A 23,003-nucleotide genomic window follows, 5' to 3' on the forward strand; every position below is an offset into this window, starting at 1 on the left:
CACGTCTCTTGTCTACAATAATTATATTATGTTAATTAGAGGCGTTTGGTAGAAATTTTTGTGATAATTGCGTATAATAGAGTGAAATCGTTATTTTATGAGGGGCAGGAGACGGTAGTCATGGTACAGGTTAATACAGTGAGCGGGCTTAGGCAAGAGTCATTTGCAGCTCTTTATCAAATGATGCAGGCGAATCAGGATGCGGACAATGCGGAAAAAATATTGGATTTGTATCAGAAACTACAAAAGAAAGAGCTTGTTGTGAGTTTCTCTGGTCATTTTTCTGCTGGGAAGTCGTCGATGATCAACGCACTGCTTGGACAGGATATTTTGCCGAAGAGTCCAATCCCAACGAGTGCAAATATTGTTAAATTAATGTCTGGAGAAGGCTGGGCAAGAGTGTTCTTCAAGCATGGTAATCCAGTTGAATATAAAGAGCCTTATGATCTCGATATGATTAAGGCATATTCTACAGATAAAGATGAAATAAAACGAATTGAAATCAGTACGAAAGATGCAATCATACCTCAGGCGGCAGCTATTATGGATACTCCGGGAATTGATGCAGCAGATGATGCGGATCGTTTAATGACCGAGAGCTCACTTCATTTAGTCGATTGTTTATTTTATGTCATGGATTATAATCATGTCCAATCGGAAGTTAATTTATATTTTCTTCAATCACTGCAAGATAATCGTATCCCATTTTACTTAATTATTAATCAAGTTGATAAACATAATGAAGAAGAATTATCCTTTGCAAGTTTCAAAGAAAGCATCAGACAAACCTTTGCAGCTTGGAATATTTACCCTAAAGATGTTTTCTATACTTCACTTTATGATCGTTCCTTAGCGATTAATGAATTTAAAAACGTGAAAAATACGCTGTTTTCCATCCTGAAAAATACGGAAAACACCCATTTCAATATTCAAGCTTCCGTAAAACAGGTAATGGAAAAGCATAAAGCTTTTCTCGAACAGCAATATGAAGATTTAAAAAATAAAATTGATGTTGATGAAGCCATCAGGCTGCAATTAACTGAAATGGAACAAGCAGAGGAACAAATGAAAATCATGGAGTGGGAACCAGAAGAATTGGAAGAGGCGTTTCAAGCAGAATTAAAACAAACGTTACAAAACGCATATCTTATGCCTAAAGAATTACGTGATTTAGCAGCACGATTTCTTGAAGCGGAACAGCCAGGTTTTAAAATAGGTTTGTTCGGCTCTAAAAAGAAAACGACGGAAGAAAAACTAAACCGTCAAAATGAATTTGAAAAAGCAATACAAGAAACCATTCGCTCTAGTGTCCAGTGGAAGCTAAGGGATAAATACGTGCAGCTTTCGAAAGATTATGGACTAACGGATCAAGCATTAATGGAAGAAGTGAATAATTTTTCGATTCACTACGATAGCTCTGATTTTGAAAGGCTATTAAAGCAGGGTGCTCAGGTAAATGGAGAGTATATCTTAAACTATACGAATGACGTTGCCAGCGATATTAAAGCTAAATTCAGACGCCGCTCCTTAAGCTTATTGCAAACGATGAAACAAACATTATCGAAGAAGCATGCGGACAAGTTAAATAATCAACAACCATCCATTGAAAACCTGGAGGAAGTACGGATAGTTACCGAGAAATACAATAAAATACATGAAGAGTTGGAAGGGAAGCAACGAGCAGTCGACCGCATGTTCGACACACCACAGATAGATGATAAAAGCTGGGAACAGACCTTGAATAAAGTGAAGCAAAAGCAAAAGAAATTTGTTATCATGGAACGAGCTGTCTATGAAAAGAATCCGGTGGAAATAGAGGAAGAAATACATGATGCGGACCAAGAGGTAACAGACGTCGTCAATGTCTCAGCTGAACAAATGCTCAGTCGAATTGAGCAAACGATTAAGCTAACTGAAGGACTTCCCGGTTTTGCAGATTTAATAGCGGATCTGAAGATAAAGCAAGACAGGCTTGATAATCGAACATTTACTATAGCTTTGTTTGGTGCATTCAGTGCAGGGAAGTCATCTTTTTCGAATGCTTTAATCGGGGAGAAGGTGTTACCAGTTTCCCCCAATCCTACGACAGCAACAGTAAACCGAATTCATCCCGTCACCAATGAACACCCACACGGAACAGTCATTGTCACGATGAAACAAGAAACAGATTTATATGAAGAATTAATGGCGATGACGCGTAAATTTTCTCCAAAGGGGGAGAACTTGGAACGGCTGCTTACGTGGATTGAAAAAAAGAATATTACCGGAGACGCCCGGTTAAATAAGATGTACCAAGCATATATCCGTGCAGTGATGAAGGGCTATATTGCCAATAAAGAATATATTGGAAAAGAACGTGAAATTTCATTTGATGAATTTGGTATCTTTGTCGCCGATGAAACGATGGCTTGTTTTGTTGAAACAATTGATGTTTATTATGATAGCTCTATTACAAGACAAGGTATTACCTTAGTTGACACCCCTGGTGCCGATTCGGTGAATGCCCGTCATACAAACGTAGCTTTCAATTATATTAAACACGCAGATGCAATCCTGTACGTCACGTATTATAACCACGCTTTGTCGCGCGCTGACCGAGATTTCCTTTTACAGCTTGGTCGGGTGAAGGAAGCGTTCCAACTCGATAAGATGTTTTTCATTGTTAATGCTGCTGATCTTGCGGAAAGCGAAGAAGAACTGGAACTCGTTACCTCCTACGTGAAGGATGAATTAACAAAATTAGGCATTCGCAATGGCCGATTATTTCCAGTATCCAGTAAACTTTCCTTGGAAGAAAAGTTGCAGCAACTCCCATTAAATAAACAGATGGATGCATTTGAACAACAATTCTATTTCTTCATCCATCATGACCTGGCAGCTCTCACACTCGAGGGTGCGATATGGGATATGAGGCGAATCTATGAAACAATGGATCACTACATAGCTTCCATTACACTTGATGAAGCTAGTAAAGAGCAGCAAAAGCAACGCATGAAACAAGATAAAGCACAAGCAGCTGCTTATATTAATACGTATGAAACAGATGTATACAAGCAACAGCTGGAGCAACGGGTTGAAAAACAACTCTATTATGTCTTAGAACGACTTGGCATTCGCTATCACGACATGTTCAAAGAAATGTTCAATCCAACAACCATCACGGAAAATGGCAGAAAAGCAAATAATCAATTGAAGAACGCCTTGGAAAATTTAATCGAATATATTCGTTTCGAATTGAATCAAGAACTTCAGGCCGTTTCATTACGGATGGAACACTATGTCCTCCGGTTAGCAAATGAAGTATACCAAGCGATGCAAGTAAGGAATAAAGAAATCGATGCTTTATTTGCTTTGCCGAATCAGTTTGATTATGAATTGTATACACCAGATTATGAAGAGAAGCTGATAGATGTCCAGCCGAAACACTTCCAGCATATTATCGGGAAATATAAAGGAACGAAAGCATTTTTCGTACAAAATGAAAAAGAAACGATGAAAGAAGAACTGTATGAGTTGCTCTTCCCATTAGCTGAGCATTTTATCAAAGTAAATAAGGATAAAATGACATCAGGCTACAGGAAGCAATGGGAGGAGTTGATCGGCAGGATGAAAGAATCGTCTGTGAAGCGCCTGGATCAGCAAGTAAATAATTACTTCACGATGCTTGCAACACCAGCCGAGCTTCCAAGGTTAAAAGCTAATTTACAGCAGCTGGAAGAACTCGTTAAAGAAGAGAAAGTAGGAGTAGAATTATAAATGGAAAATAATAAGATCTTATTAGTAGATGGAATGGCCCTGTTATTTAGAGGATTTTTCGCAACGGCCTTCCGAGGAAACTTTATGAAAACAAGTGAAGGCATACCAACAAATGGCATCTACCAATTTTTACGGTATTTTCTTGATGCGGTTGATACGTATGAGCCAAGTCATGTTATCTGTTGTTGGGATATGGGAAGCAAAACTTTCCGCAACGAAATTTATCCACCATATAAAGGAAATCGTGAAGCACCACCAGAAGAATTAGTGCCCCAATTCGACTTAATTAAAGAAGTTGTCGAAGCCTTTAATATTCCAAATATTGGTCTCGAAAACTATGAAGCAGATGATTGTATCGGTACGCTTGCAAGAATGTATCAGGACAATCATGAAGTCATTATTCTCACAGGGGACCAGGATATGCTTCAACTCGTTGACCAGAATATTAATGTCTCGATTATGAGAAAAGGACAAGGAAACTATGAATTATTCACGATTGATAATTTCTTTGAGAAAAAGGGAATTCACCCGCATCAAATCGTTGATATGAAGGCATTGATGGGGGATAGTGCAGATAATTACCCTGGTGTAAAAGGGATTGGTGAAAAAACTGCAATCCGTTTAATGAAAGAGCATCATTCCATTGAAGGCCTGCTTGCCAGTATGGAACAGTTAACGAAAGGGATCCGGACGAAGTTGGAAACAGATCTTGAAATGCTCCATCTTTCCAGAAAACTTGCCGAAATTAAATGTGATGTTCCCGTTTATTGTGAACTGGAAACAGCAAGAAAGAGATTTGAGCGAACAAAAATTGAACCAAAACTTGAATCATTGGAATTCAAAAATTTGGATCGTATGTTTGCAGAAACCGTCAAGTAGGGAGGAAGCATATGTATTTCCCATCGATTAGAGATAAATGGATAACAGGTGTTGTCTGGAGCGCCTCACTTCTTGGCATCTTATTTCCACTTTTGAAGGGACAGGTAGTTACAACATTGATTATGCTCGGGTTATCAGGATTTTTGCTCTGGTTTTGGTTCCGTACAGGATATAAAATTGAAGAGAATAAAATAAAAATTTATTATGGGCCAATCCGTCAAACGGTTCATATACCTGAAATAAAATTAATCATGATTTCAAAAATGCCGATTAATTCTCCAGCGTTATCTTTTAAACGAATACAGATATCTTGCGGAAAGTACGATGTAGTAGCTGTATCCCCGCAGGACAGGGAGAAATTCATCTCCACGCTTTTAGACATCCGGCCGGAGATCCCGATTGATGAGCAATTGCTTCCAAGAAAAACAAGATAAAAATACAGCCTCGTACAACATGTACGAGGCTGTTTTCTATGCTTATTCTTCAATATAAGCTTGTTTGATTTGATAAATACCTTGTGCATCGACTGCGAAATCTTTTACGTTATCGCTAACGCCAAATAGGTAGTCTTGGTGGTGAATATAAAGCATTGGAGCAAGTTCTACAAGCATCTCTTGTGCTTCAGAGTAAAGTGCTTGTCTATCCTCCGGTTCAGTTGCTCTACGTGCATCATCAAGAACGCCATCCAGTTCTTCATCTTCTAAGAAAGAACGGTTACCTGGCTCACCTACATTAGAAGAGTGGAATAATGGATACATTCCATAGTCAGCGTCAGATGTTACAACAGACCAACCAAGAATGAACATGTCATGTTCGCCATTTGCTGTTCTTTCGAGGTAAGCACCCCACTCAAGTTCTTCAATTTTAACATCGATACCGATTTCTTTCAATTGGGCTTGAACAGCAATTGCCGTGTCAACACGTTCCTCGCTATCGTTTGTCCAAATTGTAGTAGAGAAGCCATCTTCATATCCAGCTTCTGCTAATAGTTCTTTAGCACCTTCAAGATCATGTGAAATACCACTTACGTTTTCATCATAACCGAATACTGGAGGAGCTAAAGGTCCAACAGCTTCGATTCCGATACCATTATATACACCATCAATAATCTCTTGTTTGTTAATTGCCATTGAGATTGCTTGACGAACTCTTACATCGTCAAATGGTTCTTTTTGAACGTTAAAGCCAATATAAGATAAGGAAACACTTGGTTCTTGCAGAACACTTACACCATCCGCACCTTCTACACGGGAAATGTTATTCGGTCCGATTGCGTCAACTACATGGCTGACTCCTGTTTCAAGTTCAGCAATACGAGCGCTTTGCTCTGTAACAACTTTAAATGTAGCTGAATCCAGTTTAGCTGTTTCTCCCCAGTAATCGTCATTACGTGTTAATACAACACTTTCACCAGGTGTCCAGCTGTCAAATTTGAAAGGACCTGTACCTGCCGGGTTTTGGTTGATGTATGCATCAACGTCTCCGCCATCTTCCAGTTGTGCATAATCTTCTTCTATTACATCTGGACTCATGATAGCTGTACCACTATGAGCCAAATTAGATAGTAGAGGAGCGTATGGATATTCTAGATTGATACGAAGTGTATAATCATCTACCACTTCAACACTTTCTACTGCCTCAAATAAGAATGCACGAGGAGATGCAATATCTTCATCAACTAAACGATCAAAGTTCGCTTTTACTGCTTCTGCATTAAATTCTGCACCATCATGGAAAGTAACACCTTCTTGTAGCTTAAATTCCCAAGTGGTCTCATCTACTGCTTCCCACGATTCTGCAAGACCAGGCTGTAGTTCTTGGTTCTCATCAAGTCTTGTTAATGTTTCATAGATGTTTTCACCTACGTTACTTGATGGAACATCGTTTGATCCTTGAGCAGAAAGGGAAACAACGTCAGCTCCGATAGCAATGACTAAGTCACCGCCACCATCTCCACCTTCTGCAGTCTCTTCTGAACCGTCTTCAGTCGCAGAATCATCTTCCGGCTCTTCAGTCGGCTCGCCGTCTCCCGCACAAGCAGCTAGGACTAGACCCATTGCTAGAATGAGAGACACAAGAAACCATAATTTTCTTGACTTCATACTCTTAATACCCCCTTAAAATATTTATGTTTCCTAAATTATGCAAACTCGCATAATTCTTTTCTAATATTAGAATATTTTTTGATAAAAAGCAAGTTTATACTTCTTCTGCATAGTAATTGTTTACTTAAAATAAAATTTATCTTATACTTATTTTTATGGTGATAATCCTATATGTAAGATTAATAGATAGAAAAGGGGAGTGGATTTTCATAATTTTCCTTTACCAGGAAAATTATCGTGAGGAATACGAAAATTATAATGTCTGAAAACTAGTAATTGAATGTTTGATTGTAAGTAGTAAGTCGGAGAAGGACACTAGTGTTTTACATGTCAGAATTTTTTTATTGTGAAACATTAACATGTAACAAAGGAGGTTTTTGAATGTCCAGTCAGCAATCACAACAAGACAAAGAGTATCTAGCTGAGCAATCAACGAAAGCTCGCTCTTTTGGAATAATTTTAAGGAATTTTACAAGCGGCTTGCAAAGAACAAAACGGCATTAATTGGGGGATACTTGATTTTATTTCTTATTATTGTTGCCATCGTTGGACCTTATATCACAACAACAGATCCCAGCCAAGTAGATTACGCTGTGAAATTAGAAGGTCCATCTGCAGAACATTGGTTTGGCACCGATCACCATGGAAGAGATATTTTCACTAGAATTATTCATGGTTTAGGCATTACGATGATAATTGGTGTTGCTTCAACTATTTTAGGCGGAATTGTTGGCATTTTATTGGGTATTATTTCCGGTTATTACGGTGGAAGAATTGATACAATTATTATGCGTTTTATGGATATTCTCCTAGCTTTCCCAGGTATTCTGTTAGCATTAGCTTTAATTAGTATTCTTGGTGCAAGCAGACAGAACGTTATTATTGCCATCGCGTTGTTCGCAGTTCCAACATTTGCCAGAATTGTCAGAGGTTCGACGCTCTCGGTTAAAAACCTCGAGTATATTGACGCGATGAAGGCGTTAGGAGCATCAGACATTCGGATTATCAGCCTACATATTCTCCCTAACATTTTATCGCCGATTATCGTGCAAGGCAGTGTTTTCATCGCAAGTGCTGTACTATCAGCCAGTGGGCTCTCCTTCCTTGGTTTAGGTGAACAGCCGCCTTCTCCAGAGCTGGGAGCATTATTAAGTGATGGACGTGACTTTATTTGGGATGCGGGACATATCGCATTTTTCCCAGGGCTTTTTATTATGCTTATTGTTCTAGCGTTTAACGTATTTGGAGACGGATTACGAGACGCTTTAGATCCGAAAATGAAGTAAGGGAGGTAAGTAATCATGGTAAAATTTATCGTACGTCGATTATTACAACTGATACCAGTTTTACTAGGGGTAACGATTATCGTGTTTTCCCTTATGCATTTGACACCAGGTAACCCGGCGCAAATCATTGCGGGGGAAAGTGCAACACCTGAAACAGTTGCACAAATAGAAAAAAGACTTGGATTGGATGAACCAATACCAGTACAGTTCTTTCATTTCGTGAAAGATGCAGCAACATTCGACTTTGGTAACTCATGGAGAACGAGTTTGCCAGTGAGTACGGAACTTTGGCCGAAGTTTTGGGTCACCTTAGAGTTGGCGATCTATAGTATGATATTCAGTATTGTATTCGGGATGGCAGCTGGTATTATATCTGCCGTCAGACAATATTCTTGGGCGGATGTCAGCGTGATGCTTATCGCGCTTTTCGGTTTGTCAATGCCGAACTTCTGGCTTGGTTTAATGTTAATGCAATGGTTCTCCATTAATCTGGGATGGTTCCCGCCTACCGGTTGGGGTTCCGCTTCGCAGATTTTATTACCGGTCATCACACTAGGTACATCGGGAGCAGCTGTAATTGCGAGAATGACACGTTCCAGTATGCTCGATGTCATTTCCCAGGATTATATCCGTACCGCAAGAGCGAAAGGGTTGAAAGAACGAGTTATTACTTACCGCCACGCTCTTAAAAACGCACTTATTCCAGTTGTAACGGTTATTGGACTACAGTTCGGTGGTTTGCTGGCAGGTGCGGTTCTTACGGAATCGGTGTTCTCTATTAATGGGATGGGTAAATTGATTGTCGACCGAATTCTTGCACGCGATTTTCCGGTCGTCCAGGCAGGAATACTAGTTATTGCGGTAGTCTTCGTGTTTATTAATCTGCTTGTCGATATTTCGTATAAGTTCCTAAATAAACGAATCGATATGGATTAGACTACTGATTTAAGAAAGAGGTGGAAAACATGAAAGAAGAAATCATATTAGAAGTGAGCGATTTAAGAACCTCCTTCTTTGATGAAGACTTTGAAATAAAAGCAGTTGATGGTGTTTCCTTCGAATTGCCTAAGGGTAAGACCTTAGGGATTGTTGGAGAATCCGGTTCAGGTAAGAGTATCACTGCTCTTTCCATTCTCCGTCTGATTGCCAAAAATGGTAAAGTTGTCGGAGGAGAAATCCTCTTCAATGGAAAAGATCTCACGAAGCTAAGTGAAAGAGAAATCCGTGATATCAGAGGAAATGATATTTCAATGATATTCCAAGAGCCAATGACTTCTTTGAATCCTGTATATACGATTGGAAAACAAATATATGAAGCATTGAAAGTACACCAAGGCATGGATAAGAAAGAAGGAGACAAGCGGGTTGTTGAACTTCTGGAATTAGTTGGAATCCCGTCCCCAAAACAACGGATGAAGCAATATCCGCATGAATTATCTGGGGGAATGCGTCAGCGGGTAATGATTGCGATGGCACTTGCTTGTAATCCGAAGCTTCTGATTGCTGACGAACCAACAACAGCACTCGACGTTACCATTCAGGCGCAAATTCTTGACCTGATCAATGATCTGCAGGAAGAGCTTGGCATGTCCGTAATTATGATTACCCATGACTTAGGTGTAGTTGCAGAAACATGTGACTATGTAGCGGTAATGTATGGTGGACAGGTTGTTGAATATCAGGAAGTGAAAGAATTATTTAAAAATCCAAAACATCCTTATACAGTTGGTTTGTTGAATTCGATGCCGCGGCATGATGTGGATGTTGATGAGCTTGAACCAATTAAAGGAAATGTCCCAAGCGTTCGGAATATGCCAAAGGGCTGCCGTTTTGCGCCTAGATGCCCGTTTGCTACGGAGCTATGTGTAACAGAACTTCCTGAGCTTGATCGGAAAGAAGACGGCTCTGAAGTACGTTGCTGGATTTACAGTGACCGCTGGGACGGAGATCCGGAGGTGAGTGTAAGAAATGAAGAAAGAACTACTTAAGGTAAATAATTTAAAACAGTATTTCCCTGTAAAAGGTGGTTTCCTTGGAAGAACGGTAAACCATGTAAAAGCAGTTGATGATATAACCTTCGAAATTTATGAAGGGGAGACATTAAGTGTCGTTGGAGAATCCGGTTGTGGAAAGTCTACAACTGGAAGGGCGATTTTACGTTTGGAAGAACCAACAGATGGTGAAATCCATTTTGAAGGAGAAGATCTTCTAGCATTAAATAAGCGTGAAATGAGAGAAAAACGTAAGGACCTGCAAGTTATTTTCCAAGATCCATACGCATCTCTAAACCCAAGACAAACAGTTGGTCAAATTTTAATGGAAGCTATGCAGATCCAGAAAGTTGTTCCAAGAAGTGAACAACGAAAACGCGCCATCGAATTAATCGAAACGGTCGGACTTAATAAGGAACAGATTGACCGTTACCCCCACGAATTCTCTGGCGGCCAGCGGCAGCGAGTTGGAATTGCCCGAGCATTATCCGTCGATCCGAAGCTAATTATTGCGGATGAAGCGGTATCTGCTCTAGACGTATCAATCCAAGCGCAAGTCCTGAACTTATTGCGAAGATTGCAGCGAGAATTCAATCTAACTTATCTGTTCATCGCTCACGACCTAGGAGTGGTTCGTCATATATCAGACCGAATTATCGTGATGTATTTAGGGAAAATTGTGGAAATTGCGGATAAGAAATCTTTATTTGAAAATCCGCAGCACCCATATACAAAAGCATTATTATCGGCAATTCCGATTCCAGATCCAGAGAAAAAGAAAGAACGTATCGTATTAAAAGGCGACGTGCCTTCACCAATCGATCCGCCACAAGGTTGCCGGTTCCATACGAGATGTCCATTTGCTACGGAAATTTGCCGTACGAAAGTTCCGGAGCTTAGAAATCTCGATCATATGAAAGAAGGTCACCGCGCAGCTTGTCACCATATTGAGAAGATACATTCAGGTGAAATGGCAGTGCAAAGTTAGATGAAAAATCAGGGATTCCATTATTATTAGGATCCCTGATTTTTTATCTCATTTTTAGAAAATGAGTGAGAAGAACATTATAATTTATTCACAGCTTCTTTAATATTTTCCGCTTTCGTTACAGCGGATATAAAAGAAACGCCATCAGCTCCAGCTTCTAATACTCTCTTCGCATTTGTTGTGTCAATCCCACCGATTCCTACTACCGGAAACTTAGGGAATTTTTTACGTAAGAAGCGAATCCAATCCAAGTCGACAGTGGACTTCGCATCCACTTTCGTTGTAGTAGGGAACACCGGGCCAGCACCTATATAATTAACATATTCTAGCGGACTATTATTTAATTCATTCTGATTGGAAACGGATAGTCCGATGATTTTCTCAGGAAACATCTCACGTAATTCTTTCACCGATTGATCATCTTGCCCTACATGTATCCCGTCTGCATCTAATTTATCCACTAGTGCGACATCATCATTAACAATAAAGGGGATTTGATTCACTCTACAAACTGTCCGCAATTCTTCTCCTAACTTCAATTTGCTATCTCCTGAAAGGGAGCCTGGTCCCTTTTCCCGAAATTGAAAAATCGTGATTCCAGCTTGCACCGCTTGCTCTAGAACAGTAACAGGATTTCCTTCAACATTTTGACTTCCCATAATGAAATATTTTCTTAATCGTGATGGATTAAATGATGACATCGTTATTTCACCTCGTTTGTCGTTAAATTACTTGTTTCGATTCGTGGTGCCCAATGATTGGTTGGGCCGCTTCCAGCTCCGAGGTCCAAGGAATATTTAATTGCTAGTGTTACATATTCTTTCGCCTGGTTGACAGCATCATAAAGAGGAAGGCCTTGGCTTAAATAAGCAGTTATTGCTGCTGCATAAGTACAGCCTGTTCCATGCGTGTTTTTTGTATTTATTCTTGGAGCTGAAAAGCGATGAATCTTAGAACCATCATAAAGGAAATCAACCGCATCGCCTTCGCGGTGACCACCTTTAACTAGCGCTGCTTTCGCCCCGAAATTTCGCACTAGCATTTCCGCTGCTTGTTTCATGTCATCATCTGTTTCAATTTTTTCACCTGTTAGATATTCCGTTTCCGGGATATTCGGAGTTACAATCGTTGTAAGCGGAAGCAGATTTTTCCGCAAATAATTACGGGAATTACGCTCAATCAATGTGTCACCGCTTGTAGCAACCATGACCGGATCCATAACATATGGTGCATCCAAATGTTTAATCTTCTTATAAATCAATTCCATCATATCCTGGTTGGCAATCATCCCAGTTTTAAAGGCATGAACGGGCATATCGGAGAGGATGGAGTCCAATTGCTGTTCAATCATATCAAAGGAGACATGAGAAACCGCTTGAACACCTGTCGTATTTTGCGACACGATGGAAGTGATGACCGACATCCCGTAAGTTTTCAATTCCTGGAATGTTTTCAAATCGGCGTGAATTCCAGCACCGCCGCTCGGATCCGTACCCGCTATAGTTAGAGCACATGCAACATTTTTCATTGATTATTCTCCTTTTTCATTTTGTTTTCAAGCAACATAATGCTTAATTTTTGATTATTCCTTTGTTATGAACCTTAGATACAACGAGCAGTCCTAGAATTGCTCCGGATATACTGCTCACAAGGAATGGGGGAATGAAAGCAAATGCACCGGCGGACGAACTCATAAACACATAAGCAAATGGTACTGCAAACAACGCACCGATAACACCGCTGCCAATTCCTTCGCCTAATGCTGCGAGTGGTTTCTTCTTCGTTTTCTTATACAGGAACCCTGCCAGAAAAGCGCCGACCATTGCACCAGGGAAGGCTAATAAAGTTCCAAGCCCGAGCATATTGCGTAATAGACTAATCATGAAGGCAATCACGACTGCTGGACCGGGTCCCAGCGTGACAGCGGCCATGACATTAATGGCATGCTGGACCGGATAAGCACGGGCAATACCAGCAGGAAACCAGATTAATTGTGCGCTGATTGTTCCAATTGTAACAAAAACGGCCATCGTTGTGATGAGACGTGTTTTATTCATACTTTGACCTCCAATCTTGAAGGGGAGAATCAACCAATTAAAAAAGCCAGGTCATGATGAGACCTGGCTTCACAAGAAAATAGTTATGAGAATAAATCTCACTACTTCCCTACGCTGGCACTAACCAGATCAGGTCGATAAGAGTCGGAAAAACACTTTCCTCTCAGCCCAGTTAGGGCACCCCTAGTAGTTTCATAATAATTCGTTCGAATCTAGCATAGCAAAAGTTTTCATAAATGTCACATGTTTTGAAAATGGTTAGCTCGGTTTCAGTGCGTACACTGTAATCAAAAATAGACGGACAGCTAACCCATTAGGGTTTTGCCTGTCCGTTTTATTAATCAATCGCTCCAAAGTTTATAATTGTCACATCAATATCAAATTCCATACTGGCATCTTGGTATTTTTCCATCCATTCCTTGTCCGTTGTTTTACTTCCTTTTCTTGAAGCAATATACCTTCTGCCAAGACCTAATACATCGGAGTTCACCTCTTGAAGCTTTGCGAATAGTTTTTCGTACTCCCTTACAAAATATTTCTCTATATCACGTTCGAATCTCCGAGAAGTATCTTCTGATTTAATATTCATCGGGATCGAGGTTTCTAATAATTCCAGTTTCATCGTAATATCTGCCTTAAACGTTAAGGAACTAGCGTCGACAATTTTTATTTTTCCTTTACCTGTATTAAGCATTAAAGAAAGAAATATCGTATCTTCCATTTCTGTCGCTTCTCCTTGATAAGCAATCTCGTCCAAATAATTTTCAAGAGGTACACCTACATCAAGTGGAGCTCCACCCATACGTTGTCTCAAAAGATTAGCCATAAATGATTCTTTTATGGATATGCTACCAACATACCGGTCTTCTCGAAATACAGCTGCACTAGTCAGTGTGGGTTTACCGTTTACTACATCTATTACTGGAAGAATCGGATCAATACCAACTTGTTGCACTAATCGTGTGAAAAACTCCAAGGTATTCCGCGGCAATGTACCCTTTTTCACTTCTTTTTTCATTAAGTCTTCCAAATACTCCGTCCGATTTAATTTTACACTTTCTTGCTCTACTTCGAGAAGTTCCTTTGCAGTTTGATTCGTTACGGCTAGCTGCATGATGTCAGAAACAGTTGCATCACGAACTAGTGTGTTCAGGAAGGGAAGAATACCTGATTCAGCTGCCTCTTTTCCGTAAAATTCTATACTGATTTTTCCAGGAACTAATGGGTACGGTGATTGTTTTTCAGCTTCAATGCGAGCCTCTTTAATCGTATGCCCCCTCCCAATCAACAGACTTGTCATATCCGGGGCATGCGGATCAAAAATATAGGGAATGATTGTCGTTTCAATCATTCGTTTTTCCCCTTCATCTATCAGGTCCACTCCACGTGTATTGATGATTGCCGACTCCTCGATTTGCCTCGTTTCCAGACAAGCCTGCAGAAGTACGATAAGTATAAAAAACGGTAATAATTTTACTGCTCGCATTTATTTTCCCTCCTTATTTTTCCTTATTTTTTTCTTCAAAATAACGAGTGGCAATAGAAGGAAGGGATAAATATAGACAATTCCATAAGATACCATGCTAACGTTATCAATCAAATGTTGGATTTTAAAATGCTCGTTAAAAAAAGGTATCAATATTAAAATGATACTAGCACTTGCATAAACACTAATTTTCGACGGAAGATTATAAATGCGCTTTGCTATATAGGTGATGCACCACATCAGAATAATAACTCTTGGCATCGCAACCATCATCCATTCCGCAATCGCAACATAATCCAATCGTTCAATGATGGGGGAAGTTTGAATTTTAAATATATTCAATACAGGCCAAATTCTTCTTTCCAATTGAACTGGACTTAAGAATCCGATTGCTATATTTGTTGCAAGAAGGACGACGCAAGTAAAATAGGATAGCCCTAAGAAAACAGGCTTCCCAATCTTTTCCTTATTGGCTACAAAGGGATAGATAAAAAACAAGATTTCAAATCCTGTAAATGTATAAGATGTAGCAGCTGTTCCTCGTAATATATCTGTTACCCCTCGGTCCATCACAGGCAGGAAATTGAGAAAGTCCATTTGTTGTACGGGTTCAATTAATAAAAGAAATAGCCAAGTCGAGAATATAAAAAAGAGAAAGGTAACACCGATCACTGCTTTTAAGCCACCAAATACCGTATATACAGCAATGATAAGGAGCATACCTCCCAGCACGAGGACATTACTATCCGGTAAAACAAATACCTTGATAATTTGGATATAGGTTACAAGTGTTGATAAAATATAAAATATAAAATAAACGATGTACACCGTTCCGAGCACTTTCGAAATAAAACTGCCAAATAGATCGGTCTGGACACCGAGAATATCCGTGTTTTCATATTGCCTTAAAATATATAACATGACAAAAAGGAGCAAGGCAATATATAGATAGGCAAGGAGAATCGAAATCCATGAATCATGTCCAGCTTTCAAATAAAGAATTCTTGGAATTCCAATCAATCCAACTCCAAGCTGCATGGAGGCGATAATAAAAAACATATAGAAAGAACGGAATTGTTCCCCTTTTGGTATCTGAAGATTAACTTTCATTTATAATCCCTACTCATCAATATCTCTTCTTTCCGTAGCTTCCTCTTTATTAAATAATTGTTTATCTTTTAGTCGATACGATAAAAATCGGTCATTTTGCATTTGCTCTGGCAGACGGAAAAAGGCCTTGTTAAAATCTGCAAGCCGGAGTGGATAAAGTGGTGAGAGATAAGGTCTGCCTAATGACTCTAAACGGACTAAATGGATGACTAACAAACAAATACCAAACATCAGCCCGATAATTCCATAAAAACCTGCAAGAATAAACAATGGGAAACGAACAAATCGAATTGTATTACCCATGACATAACTAGGTGTTGCATAGGATGCTAAAGCACTCATGGTTACTAAGATAATCAGGATATTGCTTGTAATTCCAGCTTGGACCGCAGCAGTCCCAACAACCACACCACCAACAATACCAATTGTCTGTCCAACTTTAGTGGGCAGCCTTGCTCCAGCTTCCCGTAATAGTTCAATTACGAGTTCAATCAGGAGTACTTCGATGAGGGGTGGAAAAGGCACGATAGCCCGAGACTCACCAAGTGAAATTAAGAGCTGGGATGGAATGAGTTCATAGTGATATGTAGTTGCAACGACATACATCGGTGTTAACAATAAAGTAACAAATGCTGCAAGAAAACGGAGAAAGCGAACAAACGTACTTAATCCCCAATGTAAATAACGGTCTTCTGTGGATTCAAAGAAACTAAACAGTGTAGAAGGTGCGATAAAGGCTGAAGGACTATCTTCAACAAGAACAATAATTTTCCCTTGTTTTATTGCATACATGGAACGATCCACCAATTCTGAGGCTACAAATTGCGGGAAAACAGAAGTGGAGGAATCCAAAATAAATTGTTTAAGCATTTGAATGTCTTCAATCATATCGACATCAAGATCTGTTAATCGTTGTCTCATTGTATTAACGTCAGTTTCATTTGCGACAGATTTTAGATATATTATTCTTGTTTCTTTGGGATTTCTTTTTCCGACTTCAACTTTTTCCATTGCAAGGTCTGGTGTATTCATTCGCCAGTTGATGACATTCATATTACTCGTAAGTGATTCCGTAAAGGCAATCTGTGGACCGATGACCATCGATTCGGTTTCAGCTTTTTCCAGTTGACGTTTTTCTGCCTTGTCAATTTCGTACATAATAATCGCATTTTCATATTCGCCATAAAGGCCAATGTAACCATTAATAAGTTTATCTATAATCGTCTTGACATCGTAAAACGCTTCACCTGAAGAAAGCGGTATCTCACTTAATATCGAATCCATTGTCCAATCTATCTGCACATCCAATAGTTTACTTAACACCTGTTGCTCGATTTTAGCGAGATCAACGAGATAGGGGATGTAAAAAACAGCAATCTGCTTATTTTCTTGTTTATAAACCGTGAAACTTAGATCCTGACTATTAAGAATCTCTGTTTCCAGTTTGTTTTTCAATCCATCTATAGAAAGCGGAAAATCTACTTGATTTGCTTTTTTCTTTACAGGGCGCATACGTGACCTCCATCTGTCTAGCTAGTCTTTTTTAGTATGGATAAGTCAACTGAATTTATCCTATATTTTCTTATCTTTAATCAAAAAACTTAATACGAATATGGTGGAGGCATAAACTACGATAAAACGAGCGATTGAAGGAGAAACGTATAACACGTTAATTTAAAACAAGTATAATTTTCATTTGACAACCATACCATACGGGGGTATGATGTGGTTAGAAAAGGAAAAGGATGTGATTCATTTGGATAAGTTTTTACATGATCACCCAAGAAAACCAAGAACACAGAATGAAATAGATAAGGTTATTAATCGCTTAAAGCGTATCGAAGGTCAAGTACGCGGCGTGCAAAAAATGGTGGAGGAAGATCGCTATTGTATGGATATTTTAGTGCAAATTAGTGCAATCCAGTCCGCCCTGAAAAATGTAGGCTTCGCTGTTACAGAACGACATATTAATCATTGCGTCACAGATGCAATCCAGCAAGGTGAAGGAAAAGAAACGATTGAGGAATTAATGGGTGTCTTAAAGCAATTTTCCAAGTAAGGAGGAATGACCATGAGGGAGAGAAATCATGCAACCATTGGCATAACAGGCATGACCTGCGCGGCTTGTTCCAACCGTGTTGAAAAGGTATTGAACAAGATGGATGGGGTAGAGGCACAGGTTAATTTAACGACGGAAAAGGCAACACTTGATTATGATGCAGATAAGACGTCGATAGAAGATATTACGAAAAAAATCGAGAATATCGGTTACGGTGTTCTGACTGATAAAACAGAGCTGGACGTATTCGGGATGACCTGTGCAGCCTGCTCCAATCGAATTGAAAAAATATTGAATAAACAAGACGGAGTGAAGCTTGCGACAGTTAATTTATCAACGGAAACAGCGGTTGTTGAATATAACCCAGCCTTGGTCGATACCGATGCTCTAATCGGAAAAGTTAAAAATTTAGGTTACGACGCTAAACCGAAAGCGGAAGCAGAAGAGAAACAAAGTCATAAAGAAAAAGTACTCAAAAGCATGAAGACAAAGCTGATTATTTCAGCAGTACTTACAGCACCATTGCTTATCACAATGTTCGTCCATTTATTCAATATGACAATCCCGGCAATCTTCATGAATCCGTGGTTTCAATTTGCAATCGCTACACCCGTTCAATTCATCATCGGCTGGCAATTTTACACCGGAGCCTATAGAAGCTTGAGAAGTGGCGGAGCAAACATGGATGTACTGGTTGCTTTAGGTACAAGTGCTGCTTATTTCTATAGTTTATATGAAGGTATCAGCACAATCGGTAATCCAGCGTATGAACCGCATTTATATTTTGAAACAAGTGCGGTGATTATTACGCTCATTCTGTTCGGTAAATATTTGGAAGCTCGGGCGAAGAGTCAGACGACGAACGCACTCTCTTCCTTGCTTAATCTGCAGGCAAAAGAGGCTCGTGTACTGAGAGATGGAGTCGAAACAATGATTCCAGTGGAAGAAGTCACAGTTGGTGATCGTTTAGTTGTAAAGCCCGGAGAGAAGATACCCGTGGATGGTACCGTAGTAAAAGGACGAACCTCTGTTGACGAATCAATGATTACCGGAGAATCTATCCCGATTGAAAAAGGAATAGATGCTGACGTTATCGGGGCAACAATCAATAAAAATGGTACGATCGAAATGGAAGCCACCAAAGTAGGTAAGGATACGGCGCTTGCATCAATCGTTAAAGTAGTAGAGGATGCACAAGGATCAAAAGCTCCAATTCAGCGTCTCGCAGACGTTATTTCCGGTTATTTTGTACCGATTGTCGTCGTCATAGCAATATTGACGTTTTCCATTTGGATGCTGTTTGTCCAGCCCGGTCAAGTTGAACCGGCTTTGATTGCTTCTATCGCTGTTCTCGTTATTGCTTGCCCATGTGCTTTAGGCCTTGCGACACCAACTTCCATTATGGTTGGAACAGGGAAAGCAGCTGAGAGTGGAATTCTCTTTAAAGGTGGAGAACATCTCGAACGTACACATGAACTAAATGCAATCGTCTTAGATAAAACAGGAACCATTACAAAAGGAAAACCAGAAGTTACGAACTTTACAGGTGACACGGAAACATTACAGCTGCTTGCAAGTGCGGAAAAAGGTTCTGAACATCCACTTGCAGAAGCTATCGTTGCCTATGCTACAGAAAATGATATTGAATTTCTTAATGTAGATGATTTCACAGCAATACCGGGGCACGGTATAAAAACCGTTATTTCCAAACAAGAAATCCTTGTTGGTAACCGAAAGCTGATGCAGGATAATCAAGTTGAAATCAAGAATGCAGATCAAGAAATGGTGCAATTGGAAAACGAAGGCAAAACAGCGATGTTAATTGCAGTCAATGGTGTATACCGTGGTATTGTTGCGGTTGCGGATACCGTTAAAGAAACTGCCAAAGATGCAATTAAAGAGCTGAAAAACCAGGGACTGGAAGTTATCATGCTTACAGGAGATAACGAACGAACTGCTGAAGCAATAGCTAAACAAGTAGGCATCAGCAAGGTCATCGCTCAAGTGTTACCGGAAGAAAAGGCTGAGAAGATAGAAGAACTTCAAGCTGAAGATAAGAAGGTAGCGATGGTTGGAGACGGAATTAATGACGCTCCAGCGCTTGCTGTAGCTGATATCGGAATTGCGATTGGAACGGGAACTGAAGTGGCTATTGAAGCCGCTGACGTAACAATTCTGGGAGGAGAGCTATTGCTCATCCCTAAAGCGATCAAGATCAGCCATAAAACGATTAAAAACATCAGACAAAACCTATTCTGGGCATTCGGATATAATACTGCCGGAATCCCAATTGCAGCAATCGGTCTGCTTGCTCCATGGATTGCGGGAGCCGCAATGGCTTTAAGTTCCGTAAGTGTTGTTACGAATTCACTTCGCTTGAAGAGAGTGAAATTATAAAGTGAAACTTCAATCAGTGGGGATTTTTCTTCACCCCGGACGATAAAACAGCTCAATTTAAAGGAGGTGAAAATGATTATGAAAGAAACGTTAAACGTACAAGGCATGACATGTGGCCATTGTAAAATGTCAGTAGAAGGTGCGTTGAAAAAATTGGAGGGCGTAACAGACGCTGAAGTCAATTTAGATGCCGGTCAAGTAGATGTCACTTTTGATGACTCCAAAGTAAATGTACCTGCTATGAAAGAAGCAATTGAAGATCAAGGATACGACATAGCATAATATAAAAGCTGGATTTCAGGTAATGAAATCCAGTTTTTTTTAATAAGGAAGAGAAAATCTTTGGAAATCAATCCTATCAATATAGGGGATGAAGCCACTAATGATTTGCTGCCCCCTCAATTGATCACTTCACTTTCAAAAACTTTTATTAGATTTTTATACCAATCCTTTTATGTATAGAACGATGCATTCTGAAATAAATAATTGGAAACAAGATGCTGATATGATTAAGAACTTAGGGAAATTCCCACAAATTCCTCTAGTTGTTATTGGTCGGGATAAAGAGTATAACATCAGGTAAGGAATGATGGAGGGTGAACCGGAAGCGGAATTACGCTTATTGGAAGAGAAGTGGCAAGAGTTGATCAAGCAGCAAGCTAAACTGAGCAAGAACAGTGAATTGATATTTGCAACTACGTCAAGCCATATGATTCATCTCGATAGACCGGATGTAATAATTGGAGCAATCCATAAACTAATATTGGATAGAGACAAATTAGTAAAAATTAGTAAAAAAGTGTCAGGAGTTTTAAAATGAGTGATGATTGGAGATCGTGTGCTACCGAAATAAAGACCTTTATCTTTAAATTGAAAGAAAGGATTAAAGAAATTATAGATGATAACTTTGTAGGTACAGATGGAAAAGATAGCTGGCCTTTTGATGAAGCTGAACTTTTCTTGTTAAGAAACTATATCGCTGGAAAGGTGCAAAAGCTACTAATAAAGAATAATGAAAACCTCTTGACATAAAAGCAATATCATAAACTAAACTTAAATTGAAAAGCAGCCCTTGATGATTTTAGTGATGAAGCGAAACTTTTTGTGAGTATAACCCAGTAAGGGGCATGATCCATAGGAGTCGTAATATTTTACTAAGTCTAACTCGGACTGCTTTTTAAAGTTTTAAAAAACATATTAGTTGGTTCTTGCTTCTTACATAAGAACACCTTGAACAATAAGACCAATTACTAACCCAAGAAAGATAGAGGATAAAGTACCCAACAAGAAATATTCCGCCCAATTGCGATCATCTAGCTGTTTGAAGCGGGCGATGGATTTGGCGGCGATAATAAAAGCGATGGACGGGTATGCGCCTATTACAGTTAGGACGATAACAAGTAATCTTTCAATATAGCCGATTAGCTTTCCACGAGAGCGGGTTGGGGAAGAGTAGGTGAAATAGTGGTATTCCCCGGTAAAACTATTTTCTGTCTTTGGTTGATCTCTCTCGATTCCATCAATCATTTTATTACGTAATGTCAATTCTCCTTCAAAGTTCGCAAATTCCGATGGCAATGAACCAACAATGTTTTTCACAATATGTCCACTGACACTTGTGGCTAAAATATAAACTATAATAATAAATAAAACCGTATTAACAAGATGTAAACTACTTGTTCCAGATAACTCTTTAAAACTTGCAGTCATATCCGGAATACTAATGTGAATGAAGAGTGTGCAGGATAACAGTATGATTACCACATGTAAGACTTGGTCCATCAAGAAAAAAACCACTCTTTTCATATTATCTGTTCTCGTACTCTTAATCGAGTCTATTAGTTTTATTTTCAGTAAATCAATTAGTAGGTGTGTGATAACAATAAAAGATAGGGGCAGAACAAAATAGTGAATGATATGTTTAAATTCAAATAGATAGACCCAGATAATGGCTAGCGCTATTCCCGAGACCAGTAAATGATGGAGAAAATGCTTCTTTAAGTATTTTAGTTTATCCTTAACCATTTGATCTGTCTGCAGCCAGAAATCAGCAATTAAGTGGGCAAGTAACAGCAATAATACAGCCATTAAACTCTCCTTTCTTTAGGTAAATATACATGTAAACGGTTGTTTACGTTTTGTCTAATATTGAGTTGAAGTTCCTCAGTTCGATCACCAACCGGTTCCATTTCCAATGAATTTAACACATCTACAATATTATAAAACGTATCTAAAATGACATCCGTCTTGCCATTTTTCATATGACTCGATATAGTAGACTTCGTCCTGCCGAGATATTCGCTGACTTTGTTTTGTTGGCCGAGCATTAAATAAAGTGAACAGACGAGGGACTGTATCTCAGTTTGTTCGTTTATTTGCTCTTGTTGTAAAAGTAAACTTGTATTTAATAGTGTTGCGAACTCGCTACTATAAACTTCGAACCCACTTGCCTCTTTGGCCCCAGCTAGTTCAAAATGAAATTGCATTCTGTTTTGTTGATTTTTAAGGAAATCATTAGCTAATCTCGCTTGTTTCATTAATGGGTGAATCCACGTTTCGATGTTTAGATTGTTTAGTTCCCCTTCGATATTGCCAAATGAGAGACCGAAATAGGGTGGATGGTCTGTGTATTTCCAAATACGACTTAAATAGAAAGCGAGTATATATGCAGATGCAAATCCATTACTAACAACGACTAATTCATCACCAGCTCGGTGTGCAACCTTTGTTGTTGTAATATATTGTGTCCAGTAAGCGATGCTAATCTGCAACTCTTGGAGGTATTCACTCAATTCATTTCCAATGTCTTCCTTAGAAGAATTGCTTACATCCATGATGAATACTGAAACTTGATTTTCCATGAATAATCAGCTCCTTTTCCTCTTAATC

General features: G+C 39.3%; 21 protein-coding genes and 1 riboswitch. Of the genes, 12 read left to right on the forward strand and 9 right to left on the reverse strand.

All coding sequences use genetic code 11. The features are described 5' to 3' along the window. Positions 1–120 precede the first annotated feature (120 nt). Genes L3V42_RS16520 through L3V42_RS16530 form a run of 3 tightly spaced genes read left to right on the forward strand, consistent with a single transcriptional unit; the run spans position 121 to position 5,069 of the window. Entirely contained in the window at positions 121–3,756 is a 3,636-nt protein-coding gene (locus L3V42_RS16520; RefSeq protein ID WP_238472497.1) for a dynamin family protein, read from the forward strand. After that, on the forward strand, positions 3,757–4,635 hold the full coding sequence (locus L3V42_RS16525) for a 5'-3' exonuclease (protein ID WP_238472498.1): 879 nt from the start codon (positions 3,757–3,759) through the stop codon (positions 4,633–4,635). Positions 4,636–4,646: 11 nt separating this feature from the next. Further along, positions 4,647–5,069, forward strand: a complete 423-nt coding sequence (locus tag L3V42_RS16530; RefSeq protein ID WP_238472499.1) for a PH domain-containing protein — start codon at positions 4,647–4,649, stop codon at positions 5,067–5,069. 42 nt (positions 5,070–5,111) lie between these two features. Here the strand turns inward: L3V42_RS16530 and L3V42_RS16535 are convergent, their stop codons facing one another. Further along, a complete protein-coding gene (locus L3V42_RS16535; protein WP_235761462.1) occupies positions 5,112–6,737 on the reverse strand; it encodes a glutathione ABC transporter substrate-binding protein in 1,626 nt (541 codons plus the stop codon). A gap of 431 nt (positions 6,738–7,168) precedes the next feature. Here L3V42_RS16535 and L3V42_RS16540 point away from each other — a divergent pair, with 431 nt between their 5' ends. From L3V42_RS16540 to L3V42_RS16555, 4 genes are read left to right on the forward strand one after another with little or no spacing between them, the layout of a single operon-like run. After that, a complete protein-coding gene (locus L3V42_RS16540) occupies positions 7,169–8,026 on the forward strand; it encodes an ABC transporter permease (protein ID WP_238472513.1) in 858 nt (285 codons plus the stop codon). Positions 8,027–8,041: 15 nt separating this feature from the next. Beyond that, the gene (locus tag L3V42_RS16545; protein WP_235761460.1) at positions 8,042–8,962 is read left to right on the forward strand and encodes an ABC transporter permease; all 921 of its coding nucleotides are present in this window, start codon (positions 8,042–8,044) and stop codon (positions 8,960–8,962) included. 29 nt (positions 8,963–8,991) lie between these two features. Beyond that, positions 8,992–10,014: an ABC transporter ATP-binding protein gene (locus L3V42_RS16550; protein ID WP_235761459.1), complete on the forward strand. Its 1,023-nt coding sequence runs from the start codon at positions 8,992–8,994 to the stop codon at positions 10,012–10,014. Further along, entirely contained in the window at positions 9,995–11,005 is a 1,011-nt protein-coding gene (locus tag L3V42_RS16555; RefSeq protein WP_235761458.1) for an ABC transporter ATP-binding protein, read from the forward strand. The genes L3V42_RS16550 and L3V42_RS16555 overlap by 20 nt, the downstream gene beginning before the upstream one ends. A gap of 77 nt (positions 11,006–11,082) precedes the next feature. Here L3V42_RS16555 and thiE read toward each other — a convergent pair whose 3' ends face one another. The 6 genes from thiE to L3V42_RS16585 all read right to left on the reverse strand — a co-directional run bounded on the left by thiE (position 11,083) and on the right by L3V42_RS16585 (position 17,170). Then, positions 11,083–11,706 carry a thiamine phosphate synthase gene (thiE, locus tag L3V42_RS16560; protein ID WP_235761457.1) on the reverse strand — a complete coding sequence of 208 codons (624 nt, stop codon included), beginning with the start codon at positions 11,704–11,706 and terminating at the stop codon, positions 11,083–11,085. A gap of 2 nt (positions 11,707–11,708) precedes the next feature. Beyond that, positions 11,709–12,533 (reverse strand): bifunctional hydroxymethylpyrimidine kinase/phosphomethylpyrimidine kinase, encoded by an 825-nt coding sequence (gene thiD / locus L3V42_RS16565; RefSeq protein ID WP_238472500.1) that lies wholly within the window; start codon positions 12,531–12,533, stop codon positions 11,709–11,711. A gap of 43 nt (positions 12,534–12,576) precedes the next feature. Further along, positions 12,577–13,062, reverse strand: coding sequence for an energy coupling factor transporter S component ThiW (gene thiW / locus L3V42_RS16570; RefSeq protein WP_238472501.1), 486 nt, complete (start codon positions 13,060–13,062; stop codon positions 12,577–12,579). A gap of 89 nt (positions 13,063–13,151) precedes the next feature. Beyond that, positions 13,152–13,257, reverse strand: a riboswitch (TPP riboswitch). 142 nt (positions 13,258–13,399) lie between these two features. Beyond that, positions 13,400–14,548: a Ger(x)C family spore germination protein gene (locus tag L3V42_RS16575; protein WP_238472502.1), complete on the reverse strand. Its 1,149-nt coding sequence runs from the start codon at positions 14,546–14,548 to the stop codon at positions 13,400–13,402. Continuing rightward, positions 14,549–15,658, reverse strand: coding sequence for a GerAB/ArcD/ProY family transporter (locus L3V42_RS16580; RefSeq protein WP_238472503.1), 1,110 nt, complete (start codon positions 15,656–15,658; stop codon positions 14,549–14,551). It lies immediately after the preceding gene. Positions 15,659–15,667: 9 nt separating this feature from the next. After that, entirely contained in the window at positions 15,668–17,170 is a 1,503-nt protein-coding gene (locus L3V42_RS16585) for a spore germination protein (RefSeq protein ID WP_238472504.1), read from the reverse strand. A gap of 244 nt (positions 17,171–17,414) precedes the next feature. Between L3V42_RS16585 and L3V42_RS16590 the strand changes: the two genes are divergently transcribed. The 5 genes from L3V42_RS16590 (at position 17,415) to L3V42_RS16610 (ending at position 21,146) form a co-directional block, all read left to right on the forward strand. Further along, positions 17,415–17,717, forward strand: coding sequence for a metal-sensing transcriptional repressor (locus L3V42_RS16590; RefSeq protein WP_235761451.1), 303 nt, complete (start codon positions 17,415–17,417; stop codon positions 17,715–17,717). 12 nt (positions 17,718–17,729) lie between these two features. Next, entirely contained in the window at positions 17,730–20,114 is a 2,385-nt protein-coding gene (locus tag L3V42_RS16595) for a heavy metal translocating P-type ATPase (RefSeq protein ID WP_238472506.1), read from the forward strand. Positions 20,115–20,189: 75 nt separating this feature from the next. Continuing rightward, the gene (gene copZ, locus L3V42_RS16600) at positions 20,190–20,396 is read left to right on the forward strand and encodes a copper chaperone CopZ (RefSeq protein ID WP_238472514.1); all 207 of its coding nucleotides are present in this window, start codon (positions 20,190–20,192) and stop codon (positions 20,394–20,396) included. Positions 20,397–20,700: 304 nt separating this feature from the next. After that, on the forward strand, positions 20,701–20,934 hold the full coding sequence (locus L3V42_RS16605; protein WP_238472507.1) for a hypothetical protein: 234 nt from the start codon (positions 20,701–20,703) through the stop codon (positions 20,932–20,934). Continuing rightward, the gene (locus L3V42_RS16610) at positions 20,931–21,146 is read left to right on the forward strand and encodes a hypothetical protein (protein WP_238472508.1); all 216 of its coding nucleotides are present in this window, start codon (positions 20,931–20,933) and stop codon (positions 21,144–21,146) included. The genes L3V42_RS16605 and L3V42_RS16610 overlap by 4 nt, the downstream gene beginning before the upstream one ends. A gap of 183 nt (positions 21,147–21,329) precedes the next feature. On the opposite strand, the gene L3V42_RS16615 is transcribed toward L3V42_RS16610, so the two are convergent. Continuing rightward, positions 21,330–22,202 (reverse strand): DUF3307 domain-containing protein, encoded by an 873-nt coding sequence (locus L3V42_RS16615; RefSeq protein ID WP_238472509.1) that lies wholly within the window; start codon positions 22,200–22,202, stop codon positions 21,330–21,332. Further along, positions 22,202–22,975, reverse strand: coding sequence for a hypothetical protein (locus tag L3V42_RS16620; RefSeq protein ID WP_235761447.1), 774 nt, complete (start codon positions 22,973–22,975; stop codon positions 22,202–22,204). Before L3V42_RS16620 ends, L3V42_RS16615 begins: the two co-directional genes overlap by 1 nt. Positions 22,976–23,003 lie beyond the last annotated feature (28 nt).

Source organism: Oceanobacillus alkalisoli (assembly GCF_022213125.1).
GTDB lineage: Bacteria > Bacillota > Bacilli > Bacillales > Amphibacillaceae > Oceanobacillus > Oceanobacillus alkalisoli.

What these genes read in the sequence shown, in the direction of transcription:
- L3V42_RS16520 (WP_238472497.1), top strand. Translation starts at nt 121, where the DNA reads ATGGTACAGGTTAATACAGTGAGCGGGCTTAGGCAAGAGTCATTTGCA.
- L3V42_RS16525 (WP_238472498.1), top strand. Translation starts at nt 3,757, where the DNA reads ATGGAAAATAATAAGATCTTATTAGTAGATGGAATGGCCCTGTTATTT.
- L3V42_RS16530 (WP_238472499.1), top strand. Translation starts at nt 4,647, where the DNA reads ATGTATTTCCCATCGATTAGAGATAAATGGATAACAGGTGTTGTCTGG.
- L3V42_RS16535 (WP_235761462.1), bottom strand. Translation starts at nt 6,737, where the DNA reads ATGAAGTCAAGAAAATTATGGTTTCTTGTGTCTCTCATTCTAGCAATG.
- L3V42_RS16545 (WP_235761460.1), top strand. Translation starts at nt 8,042, where the DNA reads ATGGTAAAATTTATCGTACGTCGATTATTACAACTGATACCAGTTTTA.
- L3V42_RS16550 (WP_235761459.1), top strand. Translation starts at nt 8,992, where the DNA reads ATGAAAGAAGAAATCATATTAGAAGTGAGCGATTTAAGAACCTCCTTC.
- L3V42_RS16555 (WP_235761458.1), top strand. Translation starts at nt 9,995, where the DNA reads ATGAAGAAAGAACTACTTAAGGTAAATAATTTAAAACAGTATTTCCCT.
- thiE (WP_235761457.1), bottom strand. Translation starts at nt 11,706, where the DNA reads ATGTCATCATTTAATCCATCACGATTAAGAAAATATTTCATTATGGGA.
- thiD (WP_238472500.1), bottom strand. Translation starts at nt 12,533, where the DNA reads ATGAAAAATGTTGCATGTGCTCTAACTATAGCGGGTACGGATCCGAGC.
- thiW (WP_238472501.1), bottom strand. Translation starts at nt 13,062, where the DNA reads ATGAATAAAACACGTCTCATCACAACGATGGCCGTTTTTGTTACAATT.
- L3V42_RS16575 (WP_238472502.1), bottom strand. Translation starts at nt 14,548, where the DNA reads ATGCGAGCAGTAAAATTATTACCGTTTTTTATACTTATCGTACTTCTG.
- L3V42_RS16580 (WP_238472503.1), bottom strand. Translation starts at nt 15,658, where the DNA reads ATGAAAGTTAATCTTCAGATACCAAAAGGGGAACAATTCCGTTCTTTC.
- L3V42_RS16585 (WP_238472504.1), bottom strand. Translation starts at nt 17,170, where the DNA reads ATGCGCCCTGTAAAGAAAAAAGCAAATCAAGTAGATTTTCCGCTTTCT.
- L3V42_RS16595 (WP_238472506.1), top strand. Translation starts at nt 17,730, where the DNA reads ATGAGGGAGAGAAATCATGCAACCATTGGCATAACAGGCATGACCTGC.
- L3V42_RS16605 (WP_238472507.1), top strand. Translation starts at nt 20,701, where the DNA reads ATGATGGAGGGTGAACCGGAAGCGGAATTACGCTTATTGGAAGAGAAG.
- L3V42_RS16610 (WP_238472508.1), top strand. Translation starts at nt 20,931, where the DNA reads ATGAGTGATGATTGGAGATCGTGTGCTACCGAAATAAAGACCTTTATC.
- L3V42_RS16615 (WP_238472509.1), bottom strand. Translation starts at nt 22,202, where the DNA reads ATGGCTGTATTATTGCTGTTACTTGCCCACTTAATTGCTGATTTCTGG.
- L3V42_RS16620 (WP_235761447.1), bottom strand. Translation starts at nt 22,975, where the DNA reads ATGGAAAATCAAGTTTCAGTATTCATCATGGATGTAAGCAATTCTTCT.